The sequence below is a fragment of the Dyadobacter koreensis genome (assembly GCF_900108855.1).
Lineage (GTDB): Bacteria > Bacteroidota > Bacteroidia > Cytophagales > Spirosomataceae > Dyadobacter > Dyadobacter koreensis.
This window is the reverse complement of record NZ_FNXY01000011.1, coordinates 255,076-279,866: the sequence shown is the minus strand read 5'-3', so window position 1 is coordinate 279,866 and position 24,791 is coordinate 255,076. Positions and strand designations below refer to the sequence as shown.

Here is a 24,791-nt window from a genome sequence, read left to right as displayed (position 1 = left end):
AGAGGGATTGATGTTGTTAAGGAATTAAGCCGAATCTGCCTGGTTGAAGGATGTTTTCCACAGCGAATTCAATGCGATAACGGTAGTGAATTTATTTCGAAGGAAATGGACTTATGGGCGTATTCGAATGGCGTAACGCTCGACTTCTCAAGACCAGGAAAACCAACGGACAACCCATATGTTGAATCATTTAATGGAAAGTTCAGGGATGAATGCCTTTCGGTTAATTGGTTCTTATCTTTGGACGACGTCAGAAGAAAAATCGAAGACTTTCGGTGGGAATATAACCATTTCAGACCGCACAGTACGCTTAACGATTTAACTCCAAAAGAATTTGTTAATTTACATCACGAAACACCGGAAACTCTACTTTCAACCGTCTGAAAACCAGGGAGGACCTCAGACCGACCCGATTTTCCAGTTTTAGCTGTCCAAGAATTGGGGGGCCCTCATTCACATGGGCATTGCACTTTCAAAGATACCTAGCTCGTTTGATATTGTTTATCTGTTAACGTTATTGATTAGGTGCTTGGTTGATTGTACCCCTATTTACAGAAAAATACAGACTTCATGGCTCAATAATGAGATGCAATACGATAGCAAAAAATTGTTTTGCTATCGAACTCGTAGCGCTTTTTGCACGTTCTTTTAGTTTAACTCAACTGGTTCAAGATCCGCAGCTGCACTAGGTGATGCCCTCTAATGAAAGCAGGGTTAATATTTAAAGGCTGGTATTTTGTACTGTTTTTTTTTGTAATTATTAATTTCAAGAAAGATTGGTGGAAGGTCTTTCAATCGTCCAAAACCCAACCGGCTTTATTTCCTCGTTCTTTCACGAAGGAAATGCAGATTTTAAGACTTTATACATACTTCAAGTGACGGCCAAAGTTCAATATATTCGTTGTTTCGCATATAGCTTCTCCTTCCTTTGAGCCGGTTTCGCATTGTTAAGGAAAATGGTACTAGCTAAATCATAACAATGCACCAAAAGCAACGAAGAAGCAGTATGGAAAGGGATACCCAGTAGATGTGAAGCTAGCCTATTTAGGATATCTATCTGGGTAATCATATCCTGAATTTGGTGTACTGCCCCAATATTGCCTAGCGTAGGATTTTGCGGGTCCAAGATATTCAACCCCAGTGTAATGATGAGGAGTAAAGAAATAGCTAGGGTAAATAGACGCATTAGTGAATCGCGTCTGATGTAATACGGATGTCAAAAGAACCGGTCCTACAGTTCGCCATGCTGATGGATGACCGTCCCATAACGCCTTACCTGACTTCCCACCTATTGCATCCATTATCGATTGTGTGAAAGTAAGGCCTGGAACACTCCCCATGAATGCATTTGAAACCAGGCCGCCCCGAACAAACTCATTCTCATATGAGGCAAAAAATTGATTTATCAACAAGTAATCATCCAAAGACTCAAGGCAAATAGAATCCGCGTCCGCGTAAAATCCACCAAACTTATGCAAAATTTCATATCTCGCAATATCACACTTGCCACAAAGTTCTGGCATCTCATTATACTGACGTTGATTTTGCAGACCACCTTTAAACCAGCTATTTAAAAGATGTTCATCCCACAACATATAATCCCAATTTGGATGTTTGTCCCTCCAAGATTGCATAAATGAACGCGGCATCGGTTTTGGACCTATCCAAAATTGATGTATAATTTTTGGTATCAAAGCTTCAACAATAATAAAAATTATAATTTCTTAAATACATCGCATAACAACTACATACATGAGGCCTCGGAGAGCATAAGAATGTTGCGGCAAAATTCTATACGCAAAAACCCTGTCAGTATTCCAACATGCAACACACGGGAAACGATTCAATTTGCATTTCAATAATTCTGTCTTACAACACCTCAACCCAATTTCAAATGTAAAAGTTTTTATAGAAATAGCCTTGAAAATACTTTCGTCAATAATACTAATTGCTATATAAAGGTCAAGGCTTTGCAAAAACATAACCGTTGTATAACCGAAAATCCAATCTGCTAAAAACTTAGTTACCTAAACATAAAGTTTGTATCAATAATTGCCCAATAATCATAATGTTTTGTTAATACAAAGCGTCCATTCTTATGTCAAAAAAATATATAGTTAACACTTTACTCGATATGCTTTTTCCATATCACAGAAAAATCCCACTAAAAATACTTACAATGGGAAGATAAAATGCGCCAGGTAACCAGTCTTATATATAACAATTTCACAACACAAAGGAATTCAAAATATAACTAGATTGCCCAAAAATACCACTGACTTACGTGAACTTTAAGCCGAATCAAAAATCTATTTCATCTCTTGCAATGCGGCATTTTCCACATGTCTTGATGCGCGTAGCGGCCGAGCCGATCAGCGAATTTAAGCAACTAGAATTGACCCAAACATTTAATTCTGTAAAAAATCTTCGAGAGCTTGAAATCAAAACAGACGAACTGAAGATAGATATTTGCGATCAACTATATATCTTCGCGAAGGCCTGTGAGGACGATAAATCAAGGACTCTTATTATAAATAATAAGAGAAAAATATTTAACCGGAAGCGCGTAAGTTTTGGCGATATCGAACTTCCTACCGAGTTGAAAGAAAACATATTTCTCTTTGATAAAAGTCTAGAAAAGTTAGATAATGAGAGAGCACTGATAAAGGAAAAATATATCGCTGAAGTTGAAGAATCCCAGAAAAAATTAAAAATCTTATCAAGTGGTAAGTCACTGTGGAATGGATTAGTGCTCTCCAGTCAAACATTGCTGAAAGAGATAATTAAAGATTTAGACCCTCAAGCTAAACAATCGAAGCGATGGGAAGAAGTAGAAGATGGTGTAATAAAATATTTGTCTAGAATCTACTGCAAAACATCGCCATTTAGCACATTCACAAATCTTGCAATTGCAAAAATTTCTGACCAAAAGTTGGACGGCATTCTGCTAGTGAATAGTAATAGTACGTCCCCAAAATCCACACAAAGTCATATAAGAATAAATAATTCAATTCTTGATTGGAGTTTAAGTATAATAAAGCGTTATCAACCCATAAAGTGTCAGTTAACACTTCGGTTAAATCCAACAGTTAATCATGTTGATGGTAATTACAAGTTTCTCATAAATAAAGGCAATGTTGAAACTTTCCAAACACTTAAAAAAAATGAAGCTCTTGAGGCACTGGAATTTATTTTCAACCTATATGGGACTAGCGGTTTAAGTTGGGAAGAGCTCTCCTTACTTTTGAAAAACAACTATATAGATACTGAACTTGATATAATTAACGAATATATTAACAGTCTTATCGGAATTGGATTTTTGGAATATAATATCGGCGTTTCTGGGTTATCGGATCTCTGGGATCATAAGCTAATCCAAAAATTAAAAAATTTAAGACAAACTCCAATTGGCGATAAAATTGTATATACACTGGTAGAAGTCAGGAATATAGCCAAAAACTACGAATTGGCTCAACCTCTTGATCGGTTGATGCTGATGGATGCAGCATATCAACTGCTTGTATCATTAGCAACATTTACGCAAAACTGCATACATGATAATAGTGAGTCAGACCCGGCTGCATTGAAAGTTAATATTGTATTTCCCTACAAGGCGGAGCAGATTTTTTTCGAAGACACGACATTGAATCTGGACCTATCTATATCACAATCAATCATTGAGCATTTGAATATTTGTTTCGATTTAGCTGAGAGTCAAACCATATTCGATGGAAACTTTGACGAGCGAGAAAAAATGTTAACCTACTTTATAGACAAATTCCCCGATTCGGAGGTTGATATACTTCAATTCTATGAGGTTTACTACAGAGATGTGAAAGTACCGAAGTCGCAATTGGATAATAATAGGCCTATTAAAGATGCACCTCTGGATGAAGAGATAGATGGATTAAAACAGCGAAACGAAAAGTTTAGAACATGGTGTGAAGCTTTTCATAGGCAAATAGTAAATCGCATAAACAATGAAGTTGTAAAAATTAAGCATGACCAAATTGAATCAACAAACAAAGAGCTTGATTTCGAACCTATCTTAAGAAAAAGATCCTTCGGTTTTATTGCACAGAGCTTCCAAGAAAACGGAATTGAGTATTTCGTGTTGACGGGAATTTCCGCCGGATATGGGAAATGGTTTAGTCGGTTTCTTCATCTATTCTCAGCAGATATAACAAAGGCATTGAGAAATCTTAATAGCCAATTTAACGAAAAAGCATTGCTCTTGGAGAATTGCGATGCCTCGTTCTTTAACGCAAACATGCACCCACCACTACTACCGCTCGAGATTTTGGTTCCCAATGCGAATTATTCCTTAAATGCCGAAGCGCAAATCCCCATTACCGATCTGAAAATTTGGCTAAATAAAGAAAAGCAACGACTTGAACTTGTTCATATTCCAAGTAAAAAGCAGGTACATGTCGTAGATTTTGGGTTTCTTTCTCTTAAGAGGCGCTCCGAGCTTTTCCAATTGCTTGAAAACTTCACATTTATAGAAAACGTAGCGTTTTTCTCTGTGCTAAACTCCGTAAACGCCGTTGCTTCAGCACAAAACCGACGAGAAGGGCTCGATTTTGATTGTCATCCGAGAATCGTGCTCAATGAAAAAGTAATTCTCCAAAGAAAAACCTGGATTTTCGACAAATCAAAATTGCCATTACGAAATCCTAGTGAAGCCAGCTGGGAGTACTTTTGCCGCATAAATCTTTGGCGTCTTAAACACAGTATACCTGACGAAGTTTTCATATATGTACACGAAAGAGAGAGTCAAGTTCGCTCGAAATATATTAGTCGTGACGATTACAAACCACAATATATCTCTTTTAGCAATGCACATTTAGTAAATTTATTAGGCCGTTTAATGAAAAAGGTTCCAGTAAGATTGAAGGTTGTGGAGATGCTGCCAAACTCTAATCAACTCTTATCAATCGGAAAGGATAAATATGTTATGGAGTTTATTTTTCAATCTTATAATTACTGACCTGTGAACCCAACTGCCATAAATGAAATGCTAGATGGCATTATTAAAACACTCGAGAGAGATTTGCATACAGATGAAACCGGGGCATTTTGGGTGACATTTGATTTAGTCAACGGAAAAAAAACCGAGCAAATTCATGAAACAATTTATAACGGAGTGGCAGGCATAAGTCTGTTCTTTTTAGACTTATACAAGGAAAAAAATCTGGACAAGTATCGTAAGATTGTCCTGAGCAATGAAAAGTGGCTGCATTGGTATTGCACACAGAATCCAACAGACAATTACGCATTTTTAACAGGTAGAATGGGTATTTGTTACTACTACATACAGCTCTATAATACGTTCAAAAACGACGAATATTTAAACAAAGCTAAAGGAATTGCAAAGGAAAGCCGCGCTTTCATCGCTACACACGGCTTGATGGAATATTTAAATGGAATATCCGGAACCTTGCTTACTCTACTTCATCTGTACTCAATTTCGCCTGAAGCTTGGATACTCGAATATCTCAGGGATGGGGTAGAGAGAGTTATTAGCGAAGCGGAAATTTGGGAAGTCGGGATATATTGGGACAGAAGTATTCATCAAATTCACGGTCTGTGCGGCCTATCCCATGGAGCTGCGGGAATCGGCTTTGTATTAATAGAAATTGGCAATTATTTTAGACAGCCACATTTAATAAGTATTGGAGAGCTTGCCTACACTTATGAGGAATCACATTTCGACACTACACATTCAAATTGGCCTGATCTAAGAAAATATGTTGGCAGGCAGGAACGAATACAAGAATTCGATGACGCTTTTGATCAGGGTAATTATGACCAATTTTGCCGGCCGCTAGATAGTAACCTTTGGTGTCACGGTGCAGCCGGTATTTGTCTTACACGACTTCGTGCTTTTGAAATCACGAGTAAGAAAAAATATTTTGATGAGGTTGTAAAATCAGTATCGAAAATAATTGAGACGGATGTCGACAGAATTACCCATGATTCCAATATTCTTTGTCATGGACGAGCAGGTAATCTAGCTGTATTATTGGCTTTGGGAAATTTAGAAAATCAGAATGCCATTAATCGCTTATGCCAACATATCTTAGATAGCCGCCGTAGAAAGGGTGGATTTGGATCCGGCTACAATTTCCTTAATGATGACGAAGATAAAAGCTTGTTCATGGGCACCGCAGGTATTGGTTATATGTTTCAAAAACTTAACTCTGGAAATAAGGAATGCTCTATCTTGCTTCCTTCCCTGAATTCAGATAATACATCATTATCACCTGAAGTTGGTCGATTTAGAAACAGCATATACGATAAATTAATACTACTGGAACGAGCATTCCCTCGGACCGCTCAGATATTGAACAATCTTTACAATAAAAAGTTTGAAAAGCAGATAGATGTACTCAGTGTTGAATCTTTACTGGAAAATTTTACCTTAATAGTTAAAAGTTATGCTGACGAAATTGATTTTGTGAAAGTAAGTGAAGCGTTTCAATTCGAGCGCCAAAAACTCGATCAAGACCATTCCATTGCGAGTAACAGCCTCATATACTTCTCGGAGCGAGCAAATGTAAAGTGGGTTCATGGAATAACCAGTGACCCATTTGATATATGTCTCTATAAATATAAAAGAAGTCGCTTTGTGAATTTGGCAACAACCTCGTGGAATTGGTCTGTATTTCATAACCCTCTTAAAGCAATCGAATTTACTTATGATGATTTACACTACTACGGGCTTAGAAGCACGGCACTTGGGATTAAGGAGCAACAAATTAGTGAACTAAGTTATTACATCTTGTTCTTACTGGGTGAATTGCGCACTTTCGAAGAACTCATTCTTAGTCTCTTTGAAGTGTATAATCTGGAAAATCACCTCAAGGACCAACTCCGCGTTGTCGTAAAAAAACTTGTCATCGACGGAGTTGGCACTGGGTTAATTCATTGTTCAACTAATCATACATGAAAATTACCTTACCCAAACGATTCGAACTTACAAATGATCTATCCAAAAATTTCTGTATGGAAGAGTCATTTGAAATTGAGTCAACATTAACATCCATATGTCCCTCAGATAGATATTGAATACCCAAATTTAAATGCCTATCAAGCCCAAGACAATTTCCAAAAACTACTAAATTCTTTATCAAAATATGTTCGAAGATGATATTGGCATCCGGCACATAGCGCCGAAAAGACTTATCGATGAAATGAAACTGATCAAAAAAACCACATGTAATATATCTTCCGAAATGTCGAAGGTTTGTTACAGCCATTTCAACATTAATGTCAAAAAACGGATCAATAATTGCATCAAAGCCATCGATTTGTTGCGCAACTTTCGAAATTTCAGACTCCAGTGATCCATTTTCAGGACAAATAAATTTTTTGACGCCTTTATCTAAAAACCATTGCTTGTGCTCTTTACTTCTTGAGGAAACGTAAATACTCGGGTACCTGCACCGTAATGCTTCCAAGACAAAAAGAGCAGTATTGGATGTCGCGGCTGTTAACAATATTTTATCTTCTACTTTTAAATTTAGTTTCTCCAACATACTTAAAGAAGTGATAGCACCAATGGTAAAACCGGCGAGCTTTTCAGGTGAGACATTACTGGGAACTTTAACAAGATTACCGGAATGTAAAACGTCGTATCTAAGAGACGCAGAGTTTGTTGGAAGACCAGGTCTTCCACCGTTTCCATTATACGGATATGAACCACTATTGATGACCAGATCTCCAACCTGCAAATTAGTTACACCTGAACCTACCTGAATCACCCTGGCTACGAACTCCGATCCAAATCCCACTGCATCAAACTGTGTAGTTTGCCCTTGAGAAAATGAATGATGCTGTTGAAGGAGGATAGCTCGATCTCTGTAGTTACAGGAAAAACCAATTTTTTCAACAAGCACCATTTCGGCAAGACCTTTGATTTGCCAATCAAAATCAGGCAGTTGCGATGGAACGATCGCAAAATTCAGGGGTTGCCCTTCCAAAACTATTGAGTAGATATTGATTTCTTCGTCAAAAGAAAGACTACTATTAACTAAAACTAATTGATTTTTTACCATGAAAAAGTGGATTTCTGTACATTTATTTTCATCATTACCTCTCGATGACCTTATAAAAAAAGCTATTGGTCCAACACTACAGGAAACAGAATTAAAATCGATGGTAGGACGGTTCTTTTTTATTAGATATTGGGAAGGTGGTCAACATATTAGATTCCGTATTCAACCATTGGATGAGAACTTCACCGATCAAATTTGCCAACTTCTGAGAGATAGATTTGAGGATTTTTTTCATCTATTTCCCTCAAATCGAATAGACACTCCAGGCGGCGAAATTATTTACCCAAATGACTCAGTTCAATTTATTGACTATAATCCTGAAATCAAGCGATACGGAGGTAATCATGGGATTGAATTAGCGGAAGAACACTTCGAATTATCCTCTACTGTAACACTGCAGCTTATTTGTCGCCCATGCGATTTCGATTATGAACAGCGTTTGGCACATGCGATCAATTTAAATCTTGCATTTGCTAAATGCGTTTTTAAGTCAAAAAATGAAAAGACGATCTTTTATAAGCATTTATTTCATCAATGGCTTCCCCATGCAATGTTTGCGTTAAATCGTAGCGGCGAAAACATCATTGGTTATGATATGATTCAGGAAAGCTACGAAGCACTATTTCAAAAAAATAAGAAAAGTTTACATCAGTACAAATATTTAATCGATGAATTAATAGAGTCAAATGAAAAATTTGAAGAAAACTGGATGAATATCTGGATTGAGCGAACAATCAAAATTCACTGCGAATTGACCGCTTTAAATGAGCTTAAATTATTGGCGGATACAGATTCTCCTGAAATAAATTCAATAAATAATATCTACCTCAGTTATTTTCATATGCTAAATAACAGATTGGGAATTCAAAACAAAGACGAAAGCTTGGTATCTTACCTCTTGTTCAAGCTCTTTGAGTAATTGTTAGACTCAAGAAATGGTACGTAACGATTAGCAGACATTTTCGTTACGCACCAATTTCTCATTTTGAACTCAATGACAAAATTTAATACATCGTGTCATTAGCAGACCAGAGTACAGTCACCGTCGCAACCAGTGTATTTTATCGTAGGACAAGCCGTGGTAACACAATGTTGTGTCAAATTGCAAGTATATTCATCACACGATAACGCCCAAGATACCGTCGCTGAAACTACTGACGCGCTGACAAGGGACGTATATCCACCATCACCTCCACGCTGATTTAAATCTGAATTCGAGAGTGATGTCATGAAACTTTCGACCTTTAGATCATCCAAATTAAGTTTTATTTTTTTCATGTAAATTGAGATTAGTGATTTGTGCCTGCTGATTACTAAAGTATGAAAAAGAAGGTCTGCAAAACGCTAGGTAACAATAATATAATATGCGAACGCTTTAAACTCTTCCAGAATGTATTCAGTACTAGTAAGGGAGAAAAGGTATTATTATGCTGCATAAACTATATCTAGAAATAGAGTATAGTGGTATGAAAGATTACTTTTTTTTCGTACCATACCAAAAGCCTAACTATATTTGGAATAACTTGATATGTGTACACAGGAATGATAGATAATTCAGATGTTACTATGATCGAAAGTAGAATATCATTTTGCACAGTTATAACGGATAGAATTGAGCATTTAAAACAAACACTACACCGAAATCTAGCCGCGACCGAAAATGAGAAAAACGTAGAATTCTTAATTTTGGATTACAATTCGGGAGACAATGTAGCGATGTATGTTAAAGATCATTTCTCTCACTACATTGAAAGCGGTAGGCTCGTTTTTTATCGGACAGAGCACGCTCCTTATTTTGATCGATGTCATTCGAGAAATATGATATTCAAACTTGCATCTGGGGACATAATTTGCAATTTGGATGTTGATAACTATGTTGTCAAGGGCTTAGTCGACTTTATCAGAAAAACATTTGAAGAAAGTCCACAATCTTTTTTGACATATATACACCCTTCGCTTCATACGATTCCTGATGTCATGGGCAGGATTGTAATGAGGCGCGTTGACTTCATTAAGATTCGTGGGTATGATGAATCTATGCAAGGTTATGGCTTTGAAGATCACGATGTTGCAAATCGCTTGGAGGGGAATGGGTTAACTAGAACGATAATGCCAACAGAGTTTGCTCAAGCAATTACTCACTCTCAATATGAAAGAATTAGAAATGAATATCTTTTAAGGGGCCTCCATTCTTTATATTTCTTTCATCAAAATCCCGCTCAGACTACAATTTTATTACTTCTTATGGATAATCACTATCAGCTAGAAGATATAATTGATAATAAATTATATAAAAAGTACCCAAAACCAGGCTTGATTTCTCAAAACGATAATGGAACCAAATATTCCCTGCTGCCGAGCTCTCGATCCACGGGCATATGGAAACGTGACAAGGAGACGATATGCTTTCAAAACAAATTTGGAATAGAGGTAACGCCACTTGATGTCAAGAATGATATACTATTCACGGAAGATGGCTCTAGAACTTCTGTATTTCAGAAAATCAGCAATAACGTGCTTATAGTAAATACTGTTATGCTTTATTCGCAATTGTTCAATAAATCCAAAATGGCCACAAATTCTACAAGTACTAGCCTGGAAATTAACAAATATGGCTTTGGGAAGGGCATTGTTTTCCGCAATTTCGAAAATGTGATTTCTATTGAGATTAAATAACGGCCATGACAATATCTGTATTTTACGACCGTGCGCAATGGCCAGCCTTAGTCAGCCAGGTCATCCTTCCTTTTTATCACCATCGTAAGGAGAATCAATTTGCGATCTTTCTCAGTGCTCAAAGGGGCGATCACATAACATTGGTACCATTCGACATGGAATTAAGTGGTAAATACACAATGCAGTTACTTGTGGAGATCGATCACTACATCATCTCACGACCTTCCCAAAAGCGAGTTAGTCATGTAAAGGATTTGTTTCAAGACTTTCAAAACAATTCTATCCACTTTGATATTGATAATTTCGAAATGTTCAAGGAAAATGGCATTGTGATAGTTACAAGTTGGATAATTCTTCAGGAGCTTTCTTTACAAGTTCTGGACGATGAAGTGGCATATTCAATCCTGGTCTTATTATTAACAGCGCTGATATGCACATATTTCGGTGGGATGGATGCGGCCACTGATACAGTACAAGCAATTCTACAACATCAACGGACAATCAGAAGATCTACCTCTTCATCAGAAAACTTTGATAATCGTAAACACGCGATCACCTCACTGACTTATGCGAATTCAAGATTCGTGTCAACGCTATTTGATGAAATTTGGAAGACCAATACTATCAAAGAAAATAGTTGGATAGATCTTTGGCTCAGTGAATGTAAAATCCTTTCTAACAAGATCTCCTTTAATGAAGCGTACAGGCTTGTGTTCATGACTTTTTGTCGCCAAACCGATTTAGTGGAAGATTTCTCAAACGAACTTGTTGCAGAGATTCTTTCTGCGGCTTTGGATGATTACAAGGGAGGGCAACCATAAAAATTTCCGAAAGGCTGGTTAAGCATTTGCTATTTTCTCAATCTCTGTGTAAATAAAATGGAGGTTTGATATCGGTATATTTTTGAGTAAGAAAAGCTTCGGCCATTTTACACTGTCCATTTAAAACTAAGGTCTGATCCTGAATTAAAATTGGAAGATGGTATTAGCCATAAACTTCGTTCAACCTCGAGTGAAAAGTTCACATAGTTAATGCGATAGCCCCATACATCGTCAGTTGAATTTACAATAGTAAGTTACCTCATTTCCGTTATCCGCCTTAGGTTGTGGAAGAATCTCTCGATCAGCCGCACTCTCTTTGTTATCACCTGAGCGTCCCCTTGCATTTTTTCCTTAAAAATCAACTCTTTGTTAAAATTAGTCAGTAGTTTGGAAGGAAGTTTGACACGTAGTTGATAGAATTCCTCGTTTGGTACATTGGCAATACTCACAACTTCTCCCGTTAAAACTCCGAATTCTTCATATGGATAGCTATCTAATCTAACTACAACCTTTTGGCCGATACGAACCTTCCCATACCCCAGTCTCGAGACTCTTAGATCGCCGAAAATCTCAGTCGTGCTGGGAATTACAACCATAACTCTATCATTAGTTTCAATATACTGTTTATTGTTCAGCCGTTTATAAAAATTGACAGTACCACTTATACCACTAATTAACAAATACTTCTGCTCCCAGACCGAAATTTGAGCTTCCAGAACGCGATATGCCACACGAATCTTTTCAGAATATTCTAAGTTTTGATATCTCTCTGTATGCTCCAATTCCAAACGCTTGCTGCGTAATGTAGCTAATGAAAGCTCACCACTGCTGATCGAAATGTTGGCACCTTCGAAATCTCGGGACATTTGAAAAACGGCTTGTTGAGACTCTTTTGCTTGTAAAGTAGAAATTGCCCGTTGCGCATACAAGCTTGAGTCCATCTTTGACTTTTCAAACTGGATCGTCAAAGCTTGCTCAAAAAGTTTCCTTTGACTTTTAAGATATGTCAATAGCCTAACTTGGTGTCCAATTTGATCCTCAATATCCTTTATCAGATTCTTATTTCCTGCTAAGGAGTGGAACCGACGGTAATTTCCAATTGCTTCGACAAGAGATATATATGCACCTTGTAAATCTCCAACGTTTGCATTCTGATTGATTCTCAGTTTGTTTGGGTCAATAAAATCTAGAGCAAAGATGGTGTTCTTGATTCGAAAGAGTTCTAATTTAAGATCACGGATATTCTCGTAACGACTAGTGTTATCAAGTGAACCCATAACCTGACCAGCACTTACGTGTTGATTATCAGAGACAAAGAGATTCAATTCACCGTTCGATCTAGTAACTAGGTCAAATGCAGCTGGCTCAGCTAATAAGGTAATTCTTCCCTCGATTGAATCGGGATATTGTACAAAATAGCTTACAGATAGCAATCCAAGAATAAACAGTAAAATTGTTAACAATCCGAAACGAACTACCCAACCGGGTGTATCGCCTAAGAAATCTAACGCGTCGTCGCTATTCTCTTCAGATCTTTTTAAATTAGTCACGTTATTTGGTCTGATTGAGAAACAGTTGGTAGTAATTCCCCATTTCGGTCATTAAAGAATCATGTGTTCCACTCTCAACTATCCTTCCGCTATCGAGAACGATTATTTGATCTGCATAGCGAACGGTACTGAGGCGATGAGCAACCATTATTATCGTATTTGCTTTAAATTCATTCTTTAAGCTATCAATAACTATCGCTTCATTCGTTGAATCTAAGGCATTCGTCGCTTCGTCTAGAAACAGAAAATCTGGATTTTTATAAAGTGCTCTTGCGATAAGAATCCGTTGGCGCTGGCCTTGGCTCAAACTATGACCTCCACTTCCAATCTTGGTCTTCATTCCATATTGTAAAGTACTAAGAAACTCTTTGATATTAGTAAATTCCAGTATGCGGTTTAAAAGTTCATGATCTACCTCGTCTGTCAGCGTAATGTTATAAATCAAAGTATCACTAAATATGAAGCTATCCTGCAAAACAACACCACAAGAGTTTCGCCAGGCCTTTATGTCGATATTTTCGAGATTAATATCTCCGATTTTTATACTACCTGAGTTAGGTTCATAAAACTTAAGTATTAACTTCAGAAGAGATGTTTTTCCGCTTCCACTCCCTCCAACTATCGCAGTAATCTTATTTCTGGGAATAACGAAACTTACGTCGGCTAGAACTTTATTCTGCAGATTTGCGTCAAAGCTAAAATCTAGATTACAAATCGTTAAATCTCCTTTCTTTGGAATTTTTTGTAATTGAAATTCATTAGAGGGCTCACTTGCGTGCATATGAATTTCATTTAGCCGGTCCATGCTTATCTTTGCGTCCTGATACGATTGAAGAAGAGAGATCATTTGGCTTATAGGTACATTCAGCTGACCAATCATATACTGGATAGATATCATCATACCTAACGATATATCTCCATCTACAACTTGCTTAGCAGCGATATATGAAATTATCAAATTTTTGAATTCATTAATAATCCCGCCGCCAATCTGCTGGTACTGAATTAGACGAAGACTTTTTGCCGTATTGTTTAAAACGAGTAGCTGACTTCTTTCCCAATCCCATCTTTTTTCACGTTCAATGTTGTTTAATTTAATTTCTTGTATTCCAGTTATTAATTGATAAAGGGAGTTCTGATTATCCGAATTTGTCTTAAATGACTTATAATCAAGTGCCTTCCTGCTCTTCATAAAGGGTAGAACCCAAGCTAAATACAAAGCGCTACCTGCAAAAAAAATCGCAAAAATATGCATAGAGTACATTGCAAGCACTGCGCCAAAAACAATTAAGTTTAGGAATGAAAAAAAACTGCCAACTGTAGCGGAAGAAATGAAGGATTCAATACGTCTATGATCTCCAATTCGCTGAAACAAATCACCGATTGTTTTGACATTGAAAAAAGATATAGGTAGGCTAGTCAGTTTTATCAAAAAATCGGTTAATATGGCAAGGCCAATTTTGCCCCCCATATAAAGAAATATCCAGCCCCGAATGAAGTCAATAGCTGTTCTTGACAAAAACAGAACTATTTGCGCTATAAAAATTAACTGAATGAAGCTAAGATCCTGATTCTTAATTCCAACATCAACGACCGACTGTGTTAGGAAAGGAAGTAAGAACTGAAGAAGCAAAGTACTGAGCCCACCAAAAAGTACCTGATAAAGGTGTTTCTTTTGGCTAAAAAAATAGGAGAAAAAATATTTTAGCGATAAACCATCTTTTACACTTTCAAGCTGAAAAAACTTGGGTGTTGGCTCAATCATTAATACTGTTCCTAAGCCATCTGCTGCAGCCCAATCTGAAAGAAAATCCGCCTTACTATGCACTACCTTCCCAAACGCTGGATCAGATACGATAACGCGTCCTTTAGAAATTTGGTAAACCACCACAAAATGGTGATCATTCCATTTAACGATAACTGGAAGCGAAACTGCACTTAACTTATTGAAAGATATCCTAGTTATCAAAGTTCTGCACTCCAAACTTTCGGCAGCTGCGCTTAGACCCACCAAGGAGGCCCCTTGACGGTTTATACCACAGCGGTCACGTAGGAGCTGAATAGAGAAATTTTTTCCAAAGGATTTAAAAATATTTTTTAGGCAAGTTGGCCCACAGTCCTTTTCATCTCTCTGCTTGATAAAGCTATACTTCTTGAGATCTTTAAATCTAACACTCATAGAGGAAAATCTGGAAAACTTCAAATTCAAGTCAACGTTCAAAATATTAACAGGACACTAAGATTTACCTTACCCGCTAACGGCTGCATTTAGCCTGCGTTAGTAAGAAGTGAAAAGGTAGTAGTTAGGCAACATCAATTATGAGGATATACAAGTGGTGAAGACTTACCACACAAATAAAAGAAATCGAATATATCGCGAAGATTTATTGAATAAATGAATTGTCGACCCAAATCCTGAGCACCTGTCACCCGCATATCGTAACGACCAGTCAGCTTTTCAGTATTAACCAAAATGTCATATCCATAACTAGCAAGACAATATTCTATTGCACCCGGCCCAGCATCAAACGCTTGCGTCAGGCGAAAAGACGCGTCTTGGGCGTTCAGAGTTGTAAACTCACCACCATCGAAACTTATAGCTAGTGAGTGATAATCCTCCAATAAGAATTTCGCTAAACGGCTTCCCATATAGGGTTGCATTTTTGACACATGCATATTGTGAGCCCAAAGAACTGATGTAGCTGCCGTGTCTCGCATCAATTCTGTCAGGACGTTAACTGCCATGCTCGAATCTCTGCTAATCAACTCAGATAAGCGATCCCTTGACTTGACAAAGGCAATTTTTTGTTCCAACAAACGGCATATGTAATGTGATTCCTGTCGTTTTTCAACATCAGGAATCGTTTGAATTAGCTCTTTTAGTAGTTTAAACAACTGTGCTGCGACTGCTTGCGTTTGAAGGTCACCTGAGCTAAGCTTTTCAATAAGTAAAAGTGCTGAGTCCATTTGAGCACGATTCTTGTCTCCCCACAATTGTGAAAGACGTTCTAGGTTATGAGTCGAGTCTTGAAAATCAATTCCAATGAAAGATATCCGACCACCGGATATCGCATTATAGTCTTTTAGCCATTTAATGAATTCGAAAAAAAATTGATTGTTTAAAAATTGATTTGTTAGCCCTGCTAAAACTTGTTTGGGGTCCTCAGTTTTTAAGTTACATACGTAACTATTAATTCTTGAAGCATCCATGTGATCAAGTTCAACATAAAGATTTATGGCTCCATTTCGCTGAATTAGCATTTTAGTTAATTTTATCTTCGCGCGGTATATTTCAGCAGACCCATGAACCGCTTCCCCAATTGCCACTAATCTTCTGCCTCGTAATAATGAAGAATATTGCATGTCATCAATCGTATCGTACTTGCCTGAGGATAGGATTGCCTGGTGAATTGTGCTGGAACAATCAGCATCGTTTACCCCAATAGTAGCGTCTGGAAGCTTTTGACCATTAATTGAAATGGCAAAATTATCTACAAAAACAGTTCCTTTACCTCGGAATGTGAAACCGGCTACCAGTTTTCTAAATGATCCTTTCGTGTCTAGACTACAAGATATCCGGTACCAACTTTTTTGACCACTAACGCTTTCATTCTTGGTTGACGTGTAACCTAGTAACTCGTCCTCTCCGTCAAGACGACAAAAAACATCTGGGATACCTTCCACATTTTCATACTTAACAAACGCTTCTATAGTGATTTGCCCTGGTGGTATTGAATTGCCATCTATTGTTGAGTAAATCGCAATGGAACTACTTGATTCTGTCGAAACCGCTTTGAAACTTCGCTTTCCATCGTATGCGAACTCATTTGAAAGGCTTGTATAAAATCCTTTGTTTTTTAAAGTCCAGTATCTTGGGATATTCTTTGCTCCACTTAATTCAAAACTAAAATTCTGAGCGTCCACTCGAGTTAGGCTTGCTAAGACTATCAAAAAAGTAAAAAAACCGGTGCGAGCAGTCAAAATAGCGATTACGGCGAATTGGTGGGGTTTTGAAATAACCTTGGGGAGTATATAGTAAATTTTTTCAGTCATTCCATTAACAGTTCTGATAATTGTTATTATAGTACATTTTCAAACCATCAACCCATTTTCATTAGTAGAAATATTCAGAGAGAGAGGGAAAAATCCAGATCCTTCAATGCGATGAGACCAATGAAATACTTGTATTTGTCTTCGCCAATTCGCATATCTAGTGTCTAAAATCCCCATTGGATTTTTAGGAATCATTAGAGGCGCCGACAAAAATTCCACTTCGGTTGTAGGATGCATGTCTTTAATTGAAAACTCTGAAAGTCCATCGCAAAATACAGCTAGCTCATTTTCTACGCGATAACTCCAAACATCAATGAAAGGAAATCTATGCTCGCATCCAGGTATCTCGTCTCCGTCTACTGACCAAATTTTGAAATATGTAAATTGTCCCCTGGGGTAAGTATATACTCCGTAGCTCAATCTGCCGTCCTGCACAAGCGCATTTAGAAATGTGTCTACTTTACACTCCTCCAATGCCAAATCAACGTCGTCATCCCAAGCCATTAAATCCCTGTGGCGAACATATCCTAACAGTGTACCAAAGAATAGCATAGGGATACAACCTAGTGGTAAACATAGATCACTTAAAATCCTTAGGTTTTTCCTTAATAATAGAAGATTTGGTTCGCTCCATGCAGAACTCTCAAAAATCGCTAGCCTAATTTGTTCTAACCTTTGATGTCCCAACTGAATGTTTTCCGAAAATCTAATATTTCGCGAATCATCGCACGAAACTTCAAGCCCCCAAACTGTTTGAGCTAAAATCTCTTCGTCAAGTGGCTGCCTTGCAGTAGAAACCTTAAGCAACTTTTGAGCTCCCTTAGGTGTAATCCAATAATATGGCGGCCCCCATTGATACAAGCGTATATCTCTATAATAAAGCTGCGAATGTTCGAGACTTTCTCCGTCATACAAAAAGTGAACATCGCATATCTGCTCGCTTGTGGTGCCATTCATAAGCAAACTAACAATGTCATTATAATTAATGTACTGATCAATTATTAAACCAATATGAGAATCTTTCATCAATTGGCGCCATATGTTTTTATGTGCAGCGATTATTGACAAATCGAACTGTGAGATCGTAAAACCACGTCTAGCGAGGTAGTAGTTATAATCTACATCCAGATCCATAGTATTAAATGCAATACTATCTATCTGGACGACAACTAAATTTAGATTCAATGATTTTAGTTTCCAGTATATCGATAAATTATCAGCTGGTTCGTAGCAAACGAGATATAAGGTGGGAGAATATTTCATTTATCCAGCTGAAATTCAAGCGCAAGTTTGTAATCGAAGAGCGTGTCAATTTCGAACCAATCTCTTTCGGAGATCACCTTAGCTGAAAGCTCAACATTAGTCAAATTTTCAATAACAATATAATCCCATGATCTAAACGACAACGCCCTTCCGCTATCTTCCGCTAGTTTCATAGCATCGACAAGTATCTTCATCGAATCTCGAGTCCAATAGGAAACACCCGCTGGAACTAGAATATTTTGCTTATTTTCGATAGGCTCTGAGGTCCATTCCATCGGTATAATCTCAGCAACTTTGTTATTCTGATCTATCACAAATCTTCCATCTCCCTGCAAATATCTTTTTGGCCCAACGAAAAAAAATGAGGTAGGTAACTCGCAACTGAGGAAATTTCTTGTGAAGAAAACATCTCCCTCAAAAATCCAAGTATCTGATAATATTTTTGCACATAAGTATAATGAATAAAAATTACTTCGTGATTTATATTCAGGATTTATGATTAGTTTTACGTTATATCTGTGCTCCAAAAAACTAAATTGCTCCGCCATATATCCCACGACAATGTAGATGTCATCAACACCGATATTGTTCAGAAATTCAATTTGTCGTTCTACTATTGTAGTTCCATTAATATTGACCAAGGGCTTGGGATATTGCAATGTTAGTGGATTCAATCTTGACCCACACCCAGCAGCTAAAATTACAGCGTTCATAAGTTATTTTGCAGCCCCAAACGTGCTCTTAAAGTGTTAATTTCCAAAGCCAATGCATAATCCAACAATTCTTCCAGCTATTGAGATGGTGCCATAAATTTAGAACCTATTTCTGGAATACGTGTTAGCTAAATGTTAATATAAATGATAATAATGAAGGTAGTTAGTCAACCAAGCAGAATCGTATCAAAAAGATCTAAATTTCTTCATGGTCAGCAATCACTCTTGCTTTGTCTAAAAATATGCCAATTTTCTTAAACTGGCTTGAAGCTAACGACATGTTATAAAGAGCTATGCTACAACAGTGAAAAAAGCATTACAATCATAACATCTTGTGTTTTTTAAAAAACAAGATAAGGATGAAGAGACTCCCGACGATCATCCACCCAAAAGCATTAACTATATTGTTATTAAGTTCTAAGGCCCGATTGCCCAAAAGCAACCGAGAGAATACACTATCTAATTTATCGATTCCTTCACTTGATAAATTACTTTTAAAAATTCTTACCAAAAAGAATAAGGCTTTTTGATAGCATATCCCGGCTATTAATATACAAAAAAATGTTCCCATCTATGAACTGATCATTTAAAGAAAGTTCCAATATTTCTACTTCAAAATGATGTTTTTAAAACACAATGCAAATAGACGCTTACGTACACTAACTCAGACCGTAGATTTATTATTCTCATACAGCAATTTGATATGGAATTGAATATTTTGTAAAATTATAAGCAAAGATTTTGTTTTCATGGCAACTCATTTTTATTAAAATATTGGCTTACTTTCTTTATATTTTCAAAGTGATTTTCAGCTTTTGAAAACCCATTCGAGAATGTTACCTCAGAATAGAAATTTTCCTTGCTATATTTGAATATCTAATAATTCCTGCCGCGATATGAACGGGTATATTACCATCTTGTTAATTGTAAATATAGATATAAAGTCGTCCGCGGTGACATTGTCTTTATACGAAGCTTCAATCACTTTTAAAAAGATTGTTTTTACTACAACAATAAACTTTGTCACAAAAAAGTGTAACCAAAAACGATTACTGTTAACTTATATAACGTGGAAGAATCCATCGTTAATTTGACCACATAGAATGTCCGTTCATCACTAAGACCTATTTCTCTTGCGACTAGCAAATGCGCAATTCGACTCAGCTAAATTGATCAATATTTATAAACAAAGTAACCGTAACTCCAGATTCTTTTCAAATCTGTTATATTAAGGTTCTGTTAATTAAATAATCTGGAATTGCAACGTAAAAGAGAACAACAAGTTAAGCCGTGATCTTAGGTTTGTTTAAGATTTTTCAAATTCTTATGACGATACAATTTGAAAAAGAAGAAACCTACGATAAGGATTACCTGATTAAACATACATTTAATTTGCAAATCTGATCTTATCGAGATAGCGAACAAAATTATTACAAACCATTCCTAACAAACATGACATTTAAAAAAGAGCGATGTCATCAATTTTAACACAGAATCTACATAAAGCTAATGTATAGACACGCAGTTCAACTAATCTTTCACAATGAAAGGTGTGATCGGATCAATTTTGGTCATATTTACCAATCGACATTACTAGCATTTTATAAAAGTTTCTTGTAAGTAGACGATTTATACAAAAACTAAGAAATTTTAGTAAAATAAATATTTGCGCTCGTTTTAAATAATCTTATGTTTTCTGCATGCACTAGCTCCTTTTTAACGTGGTCGGCTTTTAGATTAGATCAATTGAGGAGTCACGACAGTGTAGCACTTGAACCACATAACGGCAAATACTGGAAACGTCTTTACGATTTTATAAGCGCTAAAACGCGCGATACTCAGGTAGCGGAGTAAATTATTCGGGAGTTATTTGTCACACTTTGGGAAAACGCGAGTCGCTGATACAAATAATCATTTTACAATTGAACACTGTTTTTATCAGGATAAACATAAAAGGACACTTAAGTTTTAAACGGCAAAAGGGATTTTCTGAAGGGTTTGATAGAAATTTCTTATTTAAATTCTATCTTTTTTCTTATATTATCGAAAACAATTGCCTTTAGATTTTGTTCTTCGTCTTTTTTCAGGGAATCAAGAAAACTTTTTTCCCCGTCTAATGAACGATACCATCTTTCAACAATTTCTATTTCTGCAACTGTTGCCGTCCCGAGCAAATATCTATCGAAAACAAAGGGGGAAAAATCATCAATAGGTGAATTATTCATGAATCTATTAATTTAGAGTTAATTAGTAGATGTTAATCCTAATCCAAAGGTAGGAATTATTTATTTAGGTTAAAAAAACGAACATTTCGCACCATTTCATTGTCTACTTCCTGCTTTTAAAAGTATCCCGTATGTTACTGAATTCGGCTGACAGTCATCCGGATCTCTGATAGTGATCCGGATAATGGACATTTCTAAAACGTTTTTTTTTGTGTAGATACCACTTCAGTGGGAGTGGGTCGTTTCGGTGATGAAATTGGTTCGGTATCAGATATCCCAAGGACGAATTTGGCCGCATTGCATTCTAAGTATTAATTGCTTTTTCAATAGCTTCTTGTGCTAATGAAAAAGAAAAAAAACCTGATTGCAAAATCTTCCTTGAGGGTGGATATTTCGGAGAAGTTGGGTTCTTCGCCACTTTTGGTGAATTATGATGTATTTCCCAGTACCATAATTTTTAATAGATCAAAGCTCGCTCTACCATAAATGTTTCGTTTGATCGTTTTAAGCTTGTTCACTTGTCCTACAACGGGTCCATTTACATTAGAAATAACCGCTTGATTAACCACTTCATAGTCTGATTCTATCCCCCTTGCGAATCCCTTCAAATCTAAATTAGGTTTCATTGCATTTTGAAGCCAAAGTTCATGACTAACTATCAAAATACACTTTCCTAAAAGGTTAGATTTTGGGTGGAGAAATTTAATGAGCAACAGACGTTTAATCAAACTGATTGCACCCTCAAAATTTTTACTGAAAATGCTCAGCAAAGAAAAAATCATGGATGGAAAAACGCTTATGATAGTCTCTAGCATGGAAAATTCGGAGCCATTGACCACCGCAATTAGGAAAATTAAGACAAATCGTTTCGGTTGGGGTTGACGAGCCTAAATAAATGGATGTTAGTTATTTGACTCATAATGAGCATCAATCTGTTGATAGTCAATCTGCCACGGAATCTGTTGGTCACATTGTCCGAATGCTCCATGCTCTTCCCTTCTGCATTTCTCGAATCAATAAATTGTTGGTAATCCGGAAAATAGGGACTGAACTCTTTTATTAGATTTATACATCTAGGATCTGAAAAATACGTAGCACTACTATTCCTATCGTTGATTACCTCAAATAGCCTGTTATAAATTTCTGTCCATTTTTCAGGTAAACGATTTGCCGGCTCACTAATTCCACCCTCACCTTGCTGCGAGATTCCAGGGTAAACTGTTCGATAAAATGTTTGTAATAATCATTACCAGAAAATAATTTGGAATAGCCGACTACATCACTGATTGATTTTCTCTTAACCAATTCATCCATCAATTTTTTAAAATTCTCAGCTTTTAGAACATAATATTGTCCGTGATGCGTGGCAAATAATATATTCAAGCTCTCACCATCTATATTTCCACCGGAACTGCTGTCTAAGTTCCTTAAGATTCTTGTCGAAACGTATTTGCGGCTTGCAGTAATAATGAATCAGATAATATATCTTTCTTTCTGGTATGAAGCAGTTCCAAAATTTCTTGCCACGCTTTGTTAAGGATCAATTGATAAATGTCTTCGTGATTAAGCATTTTCGCATTTAAGTTTTAAAAAAGCAACATAGGTTTAAATTCTAACAAAAAATTCACTTTCACCATAACCGGAAATCGCTATAATTTAAGAGATATAACTCTTTTCATCATACATTTGTCCTATAATTATATAATTGTACTAATGACAAAAGCAGAAACAGTCCTGAAAATTGCAGGAAAAACAGGGATACAAAAAGAACATGTTGAAAAAACACTGGAAGCGTTTTTCGTAACGATTAAAGATTCAATGGCAAATGGTGAAAACATCTATTTTCGTGGCTTCGGAAGTTTCATAAACAAAAAAAGAGCTGCGAAGACTGCGCGGAATATTTCGAAAAACACAACGATCATTGTTCCTCCGCATACAATTCCACATTTTAAACCTTCGGATGACTTTGTAAATCAGGTTAAAGAAGGAAATCTTCAGCACGCTTAGGCACCTGAATACATAACTTCCAGTTTAAAGCCTTGGCGAAACCACGCCAAAGCTTTATTGATTTCAACTCGATAATTAGCTCTGATTATCAGAAACTTACACCATCTACAAAGGTCCTAAAGAAGTTGTACCCTTTTGATTGACTTTTACCCATTCTTGGCTGAATAGCCTTTAAATTTCAGCACTCAGACCGTTATTTCTATCCAAAAACCTCAAACGTCCTAAAAGGGTGCAATAAAAGTTGGACTTTATTGCTACCCGCTTTGCGCATTTACTTTGTGACATCAATAAAGCGAGCCGTAGCATTGTCAAGGTATTGGAAAGTCTACAAAGGGCTCAAAAGTTCAAGTTCACAAGTAAACCAAATGTCCTATGTCAACAGCAAATCCATGGGTAGCCTATGTATCATTTGTTACCTCGCTACTTTCAGCCTATTACCTTCTGGTTGGCTTTATTTTCTACCGCCATGATCTGAAAACCAGGATTTTGAGGTGGAGAAGTCCACCAGTTAAAACTAGCGATCTTTATTTCCGACCAATACAGGTTGAAAACCAGTATTCAGAAGAGCCTAATCAACTAAATTCTGAGCTTAAGATTCCTCAGGCTTATCAGAAAGAAGACATCGAATCAGAACAGACCTGGGAGAATGAAGGTATGATGCAGCAGCTAGAGGAATTATCACTTCACCTAAAACAAGCCATCGAAGAAGCCCATAATAAACAGTACAATAAAGATGAGTTTGTACTTCTTACGCAGATGACTTTCAAGGAATATCCTGCCATATATGGCACACCGTTCCAGCTTTCGGTCAACCGTTTAATTGAAGCGGAACTGGCAAAATACGGCTCCATCCACCTGAGCAGTGAAGACAGGTTGAGGATGTGGAATCAGGTCGACTGATGGGGCAGTTTCCGTAGGTAAGCTTCCCGTGCGTTGCGGGAAGACACCTACCGAATTTTAAAATAGCAGTGCATGTTCAACTTAAACAGATAGAGGAGATGAGAATGAGGGGTATGTTTAAAAGCAGACGCTGGCTGCTTACAGGGAGCATTATGCTCGGTGCAATCATTTCGAGAGCTCAAGACGGCGCGGCCGGGATTTCTGAAGCCGACAGTCAGGTACGGTCCTACTTTGAGCCTGGAACCAATCTGATGTATGCAATCGGGGCAGTTTTAGGTTTGGTAGGAGCAGTCAAAGTATTTCAAAAATGGAATGCTGGCGATCAGGATACCAATAAAGTTGCCGCTGCATGGTTTGGAAGCTGCATCTTTCTGGTCGTGGTGGCAACCGTTCTGCAGTCCTTCTTCGGGGTCTAGGATTAGGTTCACCGCTACCATTAAAATTCCCTGAGGGGTTTCCTTGGCTTGCTGGCCGCAGAAAATTAAAGCCAATGATATACATCTTCATTCGCAGCAACTTCGGG

The 24,791-nt window shown here is 37.0% G+C and carries 20 protein-coding genes; 9 read left to right on the top strand and 11 right to left on the bottom strand.

Annotated features, from left to right (window positions below; genetic code table 11):
* Window positions 1–384, top strand: a 384-nt coding sequence (locus tag BMY70_RS29740) for an integrase core domain-containing protein (RefSeq protein WP_143072179.1), incomplete at its 5' end; no start/stop codon positions are given.
* Window positions 385–1,040: 656 nt separating this feature from the next.
* Here the strand turns inward: BMY70_RS29740 and BMY70_RS29735 are convergent.
* Window positions 1,041–1,634: a glycosyltransferase family 32 protein gene (locus BMY70_RS29735; protein ID WP_262485761.1), complete on the bottom strand. Its 594-nt coding sequence runs from the start codon at window positions 1,632–1,634 to the stop codon at window positions 1,041–1,043.
* Between the two features lie 650 nt (window positions 1,635–2,284).
* Here BMY70_RS29735 and BMY70_RS29730 point away from each other — a divergent pair.
* A complete protein-coding gene (locus tag BMY70_RS29730; RefSeq protein WP_143072178.1) occupies window positions 2,285–4,990 on the top strand; it encodes a lantibiotic dehydratase in 2,706 nt (901 codons plus the stop codon).
* Between the two features lie 3 nt (window positions 4,991–4,993).
* Complete coding sequence (locus BMY70_RS29725; protein ID WP_143072177.1) at window positions 4,994–6,952, top strand: lanthionine synthetase LanC family protein; 1,959 nt, start codon at window positions 4,994–4,996, stop codon at window positions 6,950–6,952.
* Here the strand turns inward: BMY70_RS29725 and BMY70_RS29720 are convergent.
* Window positions 6,939–8,060, bottom strand: a complete 1,122-nt coding sequence (locus BMY70_RS29720) for an MDR/zinc-dependent alcohol dehydrogenase-like family protein (RefSeq protein WP_090341996.1) — start codon at window positions 8,058–8,060, stop codon at window positions 6,939–6,941. The two genes, BMY70_RS29725 and BMY70_RS29720, sit on opposite strands and share 14 nt — an antisense overlap.
* On the opposite strand from BMY70_RS29720, the gene BMY70_RS29715 reads away from it, so the two are divergent.
* A complete protein-coding gene (locus tag BMY70_RS29715; RefSeq protein WP_090341993.1) occupies window positions 8,059–8,979 on the top strand; it encodes a thiopeptide-type bacteriocin biosynthesis protein in 921 nt (306 codons plus the stop codon). The two genes, BMY70_RS29720 and BMY70_RS29715, sit on opposite strands and share 2 nt — an antisense overlap.
* Window positions 8,980–9,080: 101 nt before the next feature.
* Here BMY70_RS29715 and BMY70_RS31740 read toward each other — a convergent pair whose 3' ends face one another.
* Window positions 9,081–9,338 (bottom strand): pinensin family lanthipeptide, encoded by a 258-nt coding sequence (locus BMY70_RS31740; RefSeq protein ID WP_374754732.1) that lies wholly within the window; start codon window positions 9,336–9,338, stop codon window positions 9,081–9,083.
* Window positions 9,339–9,626: 288 nt separating this feature from the next.
* Here BMY70_RS31740 and BMY70_RS29710 point away from each other — a divergent pair, with 288 nt between their 5' ends.
* Window positions 9,627–10,736, top strand: a complete 1,110-nt coding sequence (locus tag BMY70_RS29710; protein WP_177197166.1) for a glycosyltransferase family A protein — start codon at window positions 9,627–9,629, stop codon at window positions 10,734–10,736.
* A gap of 5 nt (window positions 10,737–10,741) precedes the next feature.
* Window positions 10,742–11,557: a hypothetical protein gene (locus tag BMY70_RS29705; protein ID WP_090341987.1), complete on the top strand. Its 816-nt coding sequence runs from the start codon at window positions 10,742–10,744 to the stop codon at window positions 11,555–11,557.
* A gap of 254 nt (window positions 11,558–11,811) precedes the next feature.
* Here BMY70_RS29705 and BMY70_RS29700 read toward each other — a convergent pair whose 3' ends face one another.
* The 8 genes from BMY70_RS29700 to BMY70_RS29660 form a co-directional block, all read right to left on the bottom strand.
* Window positions 11,812–13,107, bottom strand: a complete 1,296-nt coding sequence (locus BMY70_RS29700) for a beta-barrel domain-containing protein (protein ID WP_090341985.1) — start codon at window positions 13,105–13,107, stop codon at window positions 11,812–11,814.
* 1 nt (window position 13,108) lies between these two features.
* Window positions 13,109–15,286 (bottom strand): peptidase domain-containing ABC transporter, encoded by a 2,178-nt coding sequence (locus BMY70_RS29695; protein ID WP_090341983.1) that lies wholly within the window; start codon window positions 15,284–15,286, stop codon window positions 13,109–13,111.
* 134 nt (window positions 15,287–15,420) lie between these two features.
* Complete coding sequence (locus BMY70_RS29690) at window positions 15,421–17,160, bottom strand: erythromycin esterase family protein (protein WP_090341981.1); 1,740 nt, start codon at window positions 17,158–17,160, stop codon at window positions 15,421–15,423.
* A gap of 39 nt (window positions 17,161–17,199) precedes the next feature.
* The gene (locus tag BMY70_RS31170; RefSeq protein WP_218148688.1) at window positions 17,200–18,423 is read right to left on the bottom strand and encodes a LicD family protein; all 1,224 of its coding nucleotides are present in this window, start codon (window positions 18,421–18,423) and stop codon (window positions 17,200–17,202) included.
* The gene (locus tag BMY70_RS29680) at window positions 18,420–19,136 is read right to left on the bottom strand and encodes a phosphocholine cytidylyltransferase family protein (protein ID WP_090341978.1); all 717 of its coding nucleotides are present in this window, start codon (window positions 19,134–19,136) and stop codon (window positions 18,420–18,422) included. The genes BMY70_RS31170 and BMY70_RS29680 overlap by 4 nt, the downstream gene beginning before the upstream one ends.
* 2,012 nt (window positions 19,137–21,148) lie before the next feature.
* On the bottom strand, window positions 21,149–21,361 hold the full coding sequence (locus BMY70_RS29670) for a hypothetical protein (protein WP_090341971.1): 213 nt from the start codon (window positions 21,359–21,361) through the stop codon (window positions 21,149–21,151).
* A gap of 428 nt (window positions 21,362–21,789) precedes the next feature.
* Window positions 21,790–22,143 (bottom strand): hypothetical protein, encoded by a 354-nt coding sequence (locus tag BMY70_RS31165; protein WP_218148691.1) that lies wholly within the window; start codon window positions 22,141–22,143, stop codon window positions 21,790–21,792.
* Window positions 22,144–22,477: 334 nt separating this feature from the next.
* Complete coding sequence (locus BMY70_RS29660) at window positions 22,478–22,744, bottom strand: hypothetical protein (RefSeq protein WP_090341967.1); 267 nt, start codon at window positions 22,742–22,744, stop codon at window positions 22,478–22,480.
* 330 nt (window positions 22,745–23,074) lie between these two features.
* Between BMY70_RS29660 and BMY70_RS29655 the strand changes: the two genes are divergently transcribed.
* The 3 genes from BMY70_RS29655 (at window position 23,075) to BMY70_RS29645 (ending at window position 24,684) form a co-directional block, all read left to right on the top strand.
* The gene (locus BMY70_RS29655; protein WP_090341965.1) at window positions 23,075–23,368 is read left to right on the top strand and encodes an HU family DNA-binding protein; all 294 of its coding nucleotides are present in this window, start codon (window positions 23,075–23,077) and stop codon (window positions 23,366–23,368) included.
* A 372-nt stretch (window positions 23,369–23,740) separates the two neighbouring features.
* Complete coding sequence (locus BMY70_RS29650; protein WP_090341962.1) at window positions 23,741–24,268, top strand: hypothetical protein; 528 nt, start codon at window positions 23,741–23,743, stop codon at window positions 24,266–24,268.
* 113 nt (window positions 24,269–24,381) lie between these two features.
* On the top strand, window positions 24,382–24,684 hold the full coding sequence (locus BMY70_RS29645; RefSeq protein WP_090341960.1) for a DUF4134 domain-containing protein: 303 nt from the start codon (window positions 24,382–24,384) through the stop codon (window positions 24,682–24,684).
* Window positions 24,685–24,791 lie beyond the last annotated feature (107 nt).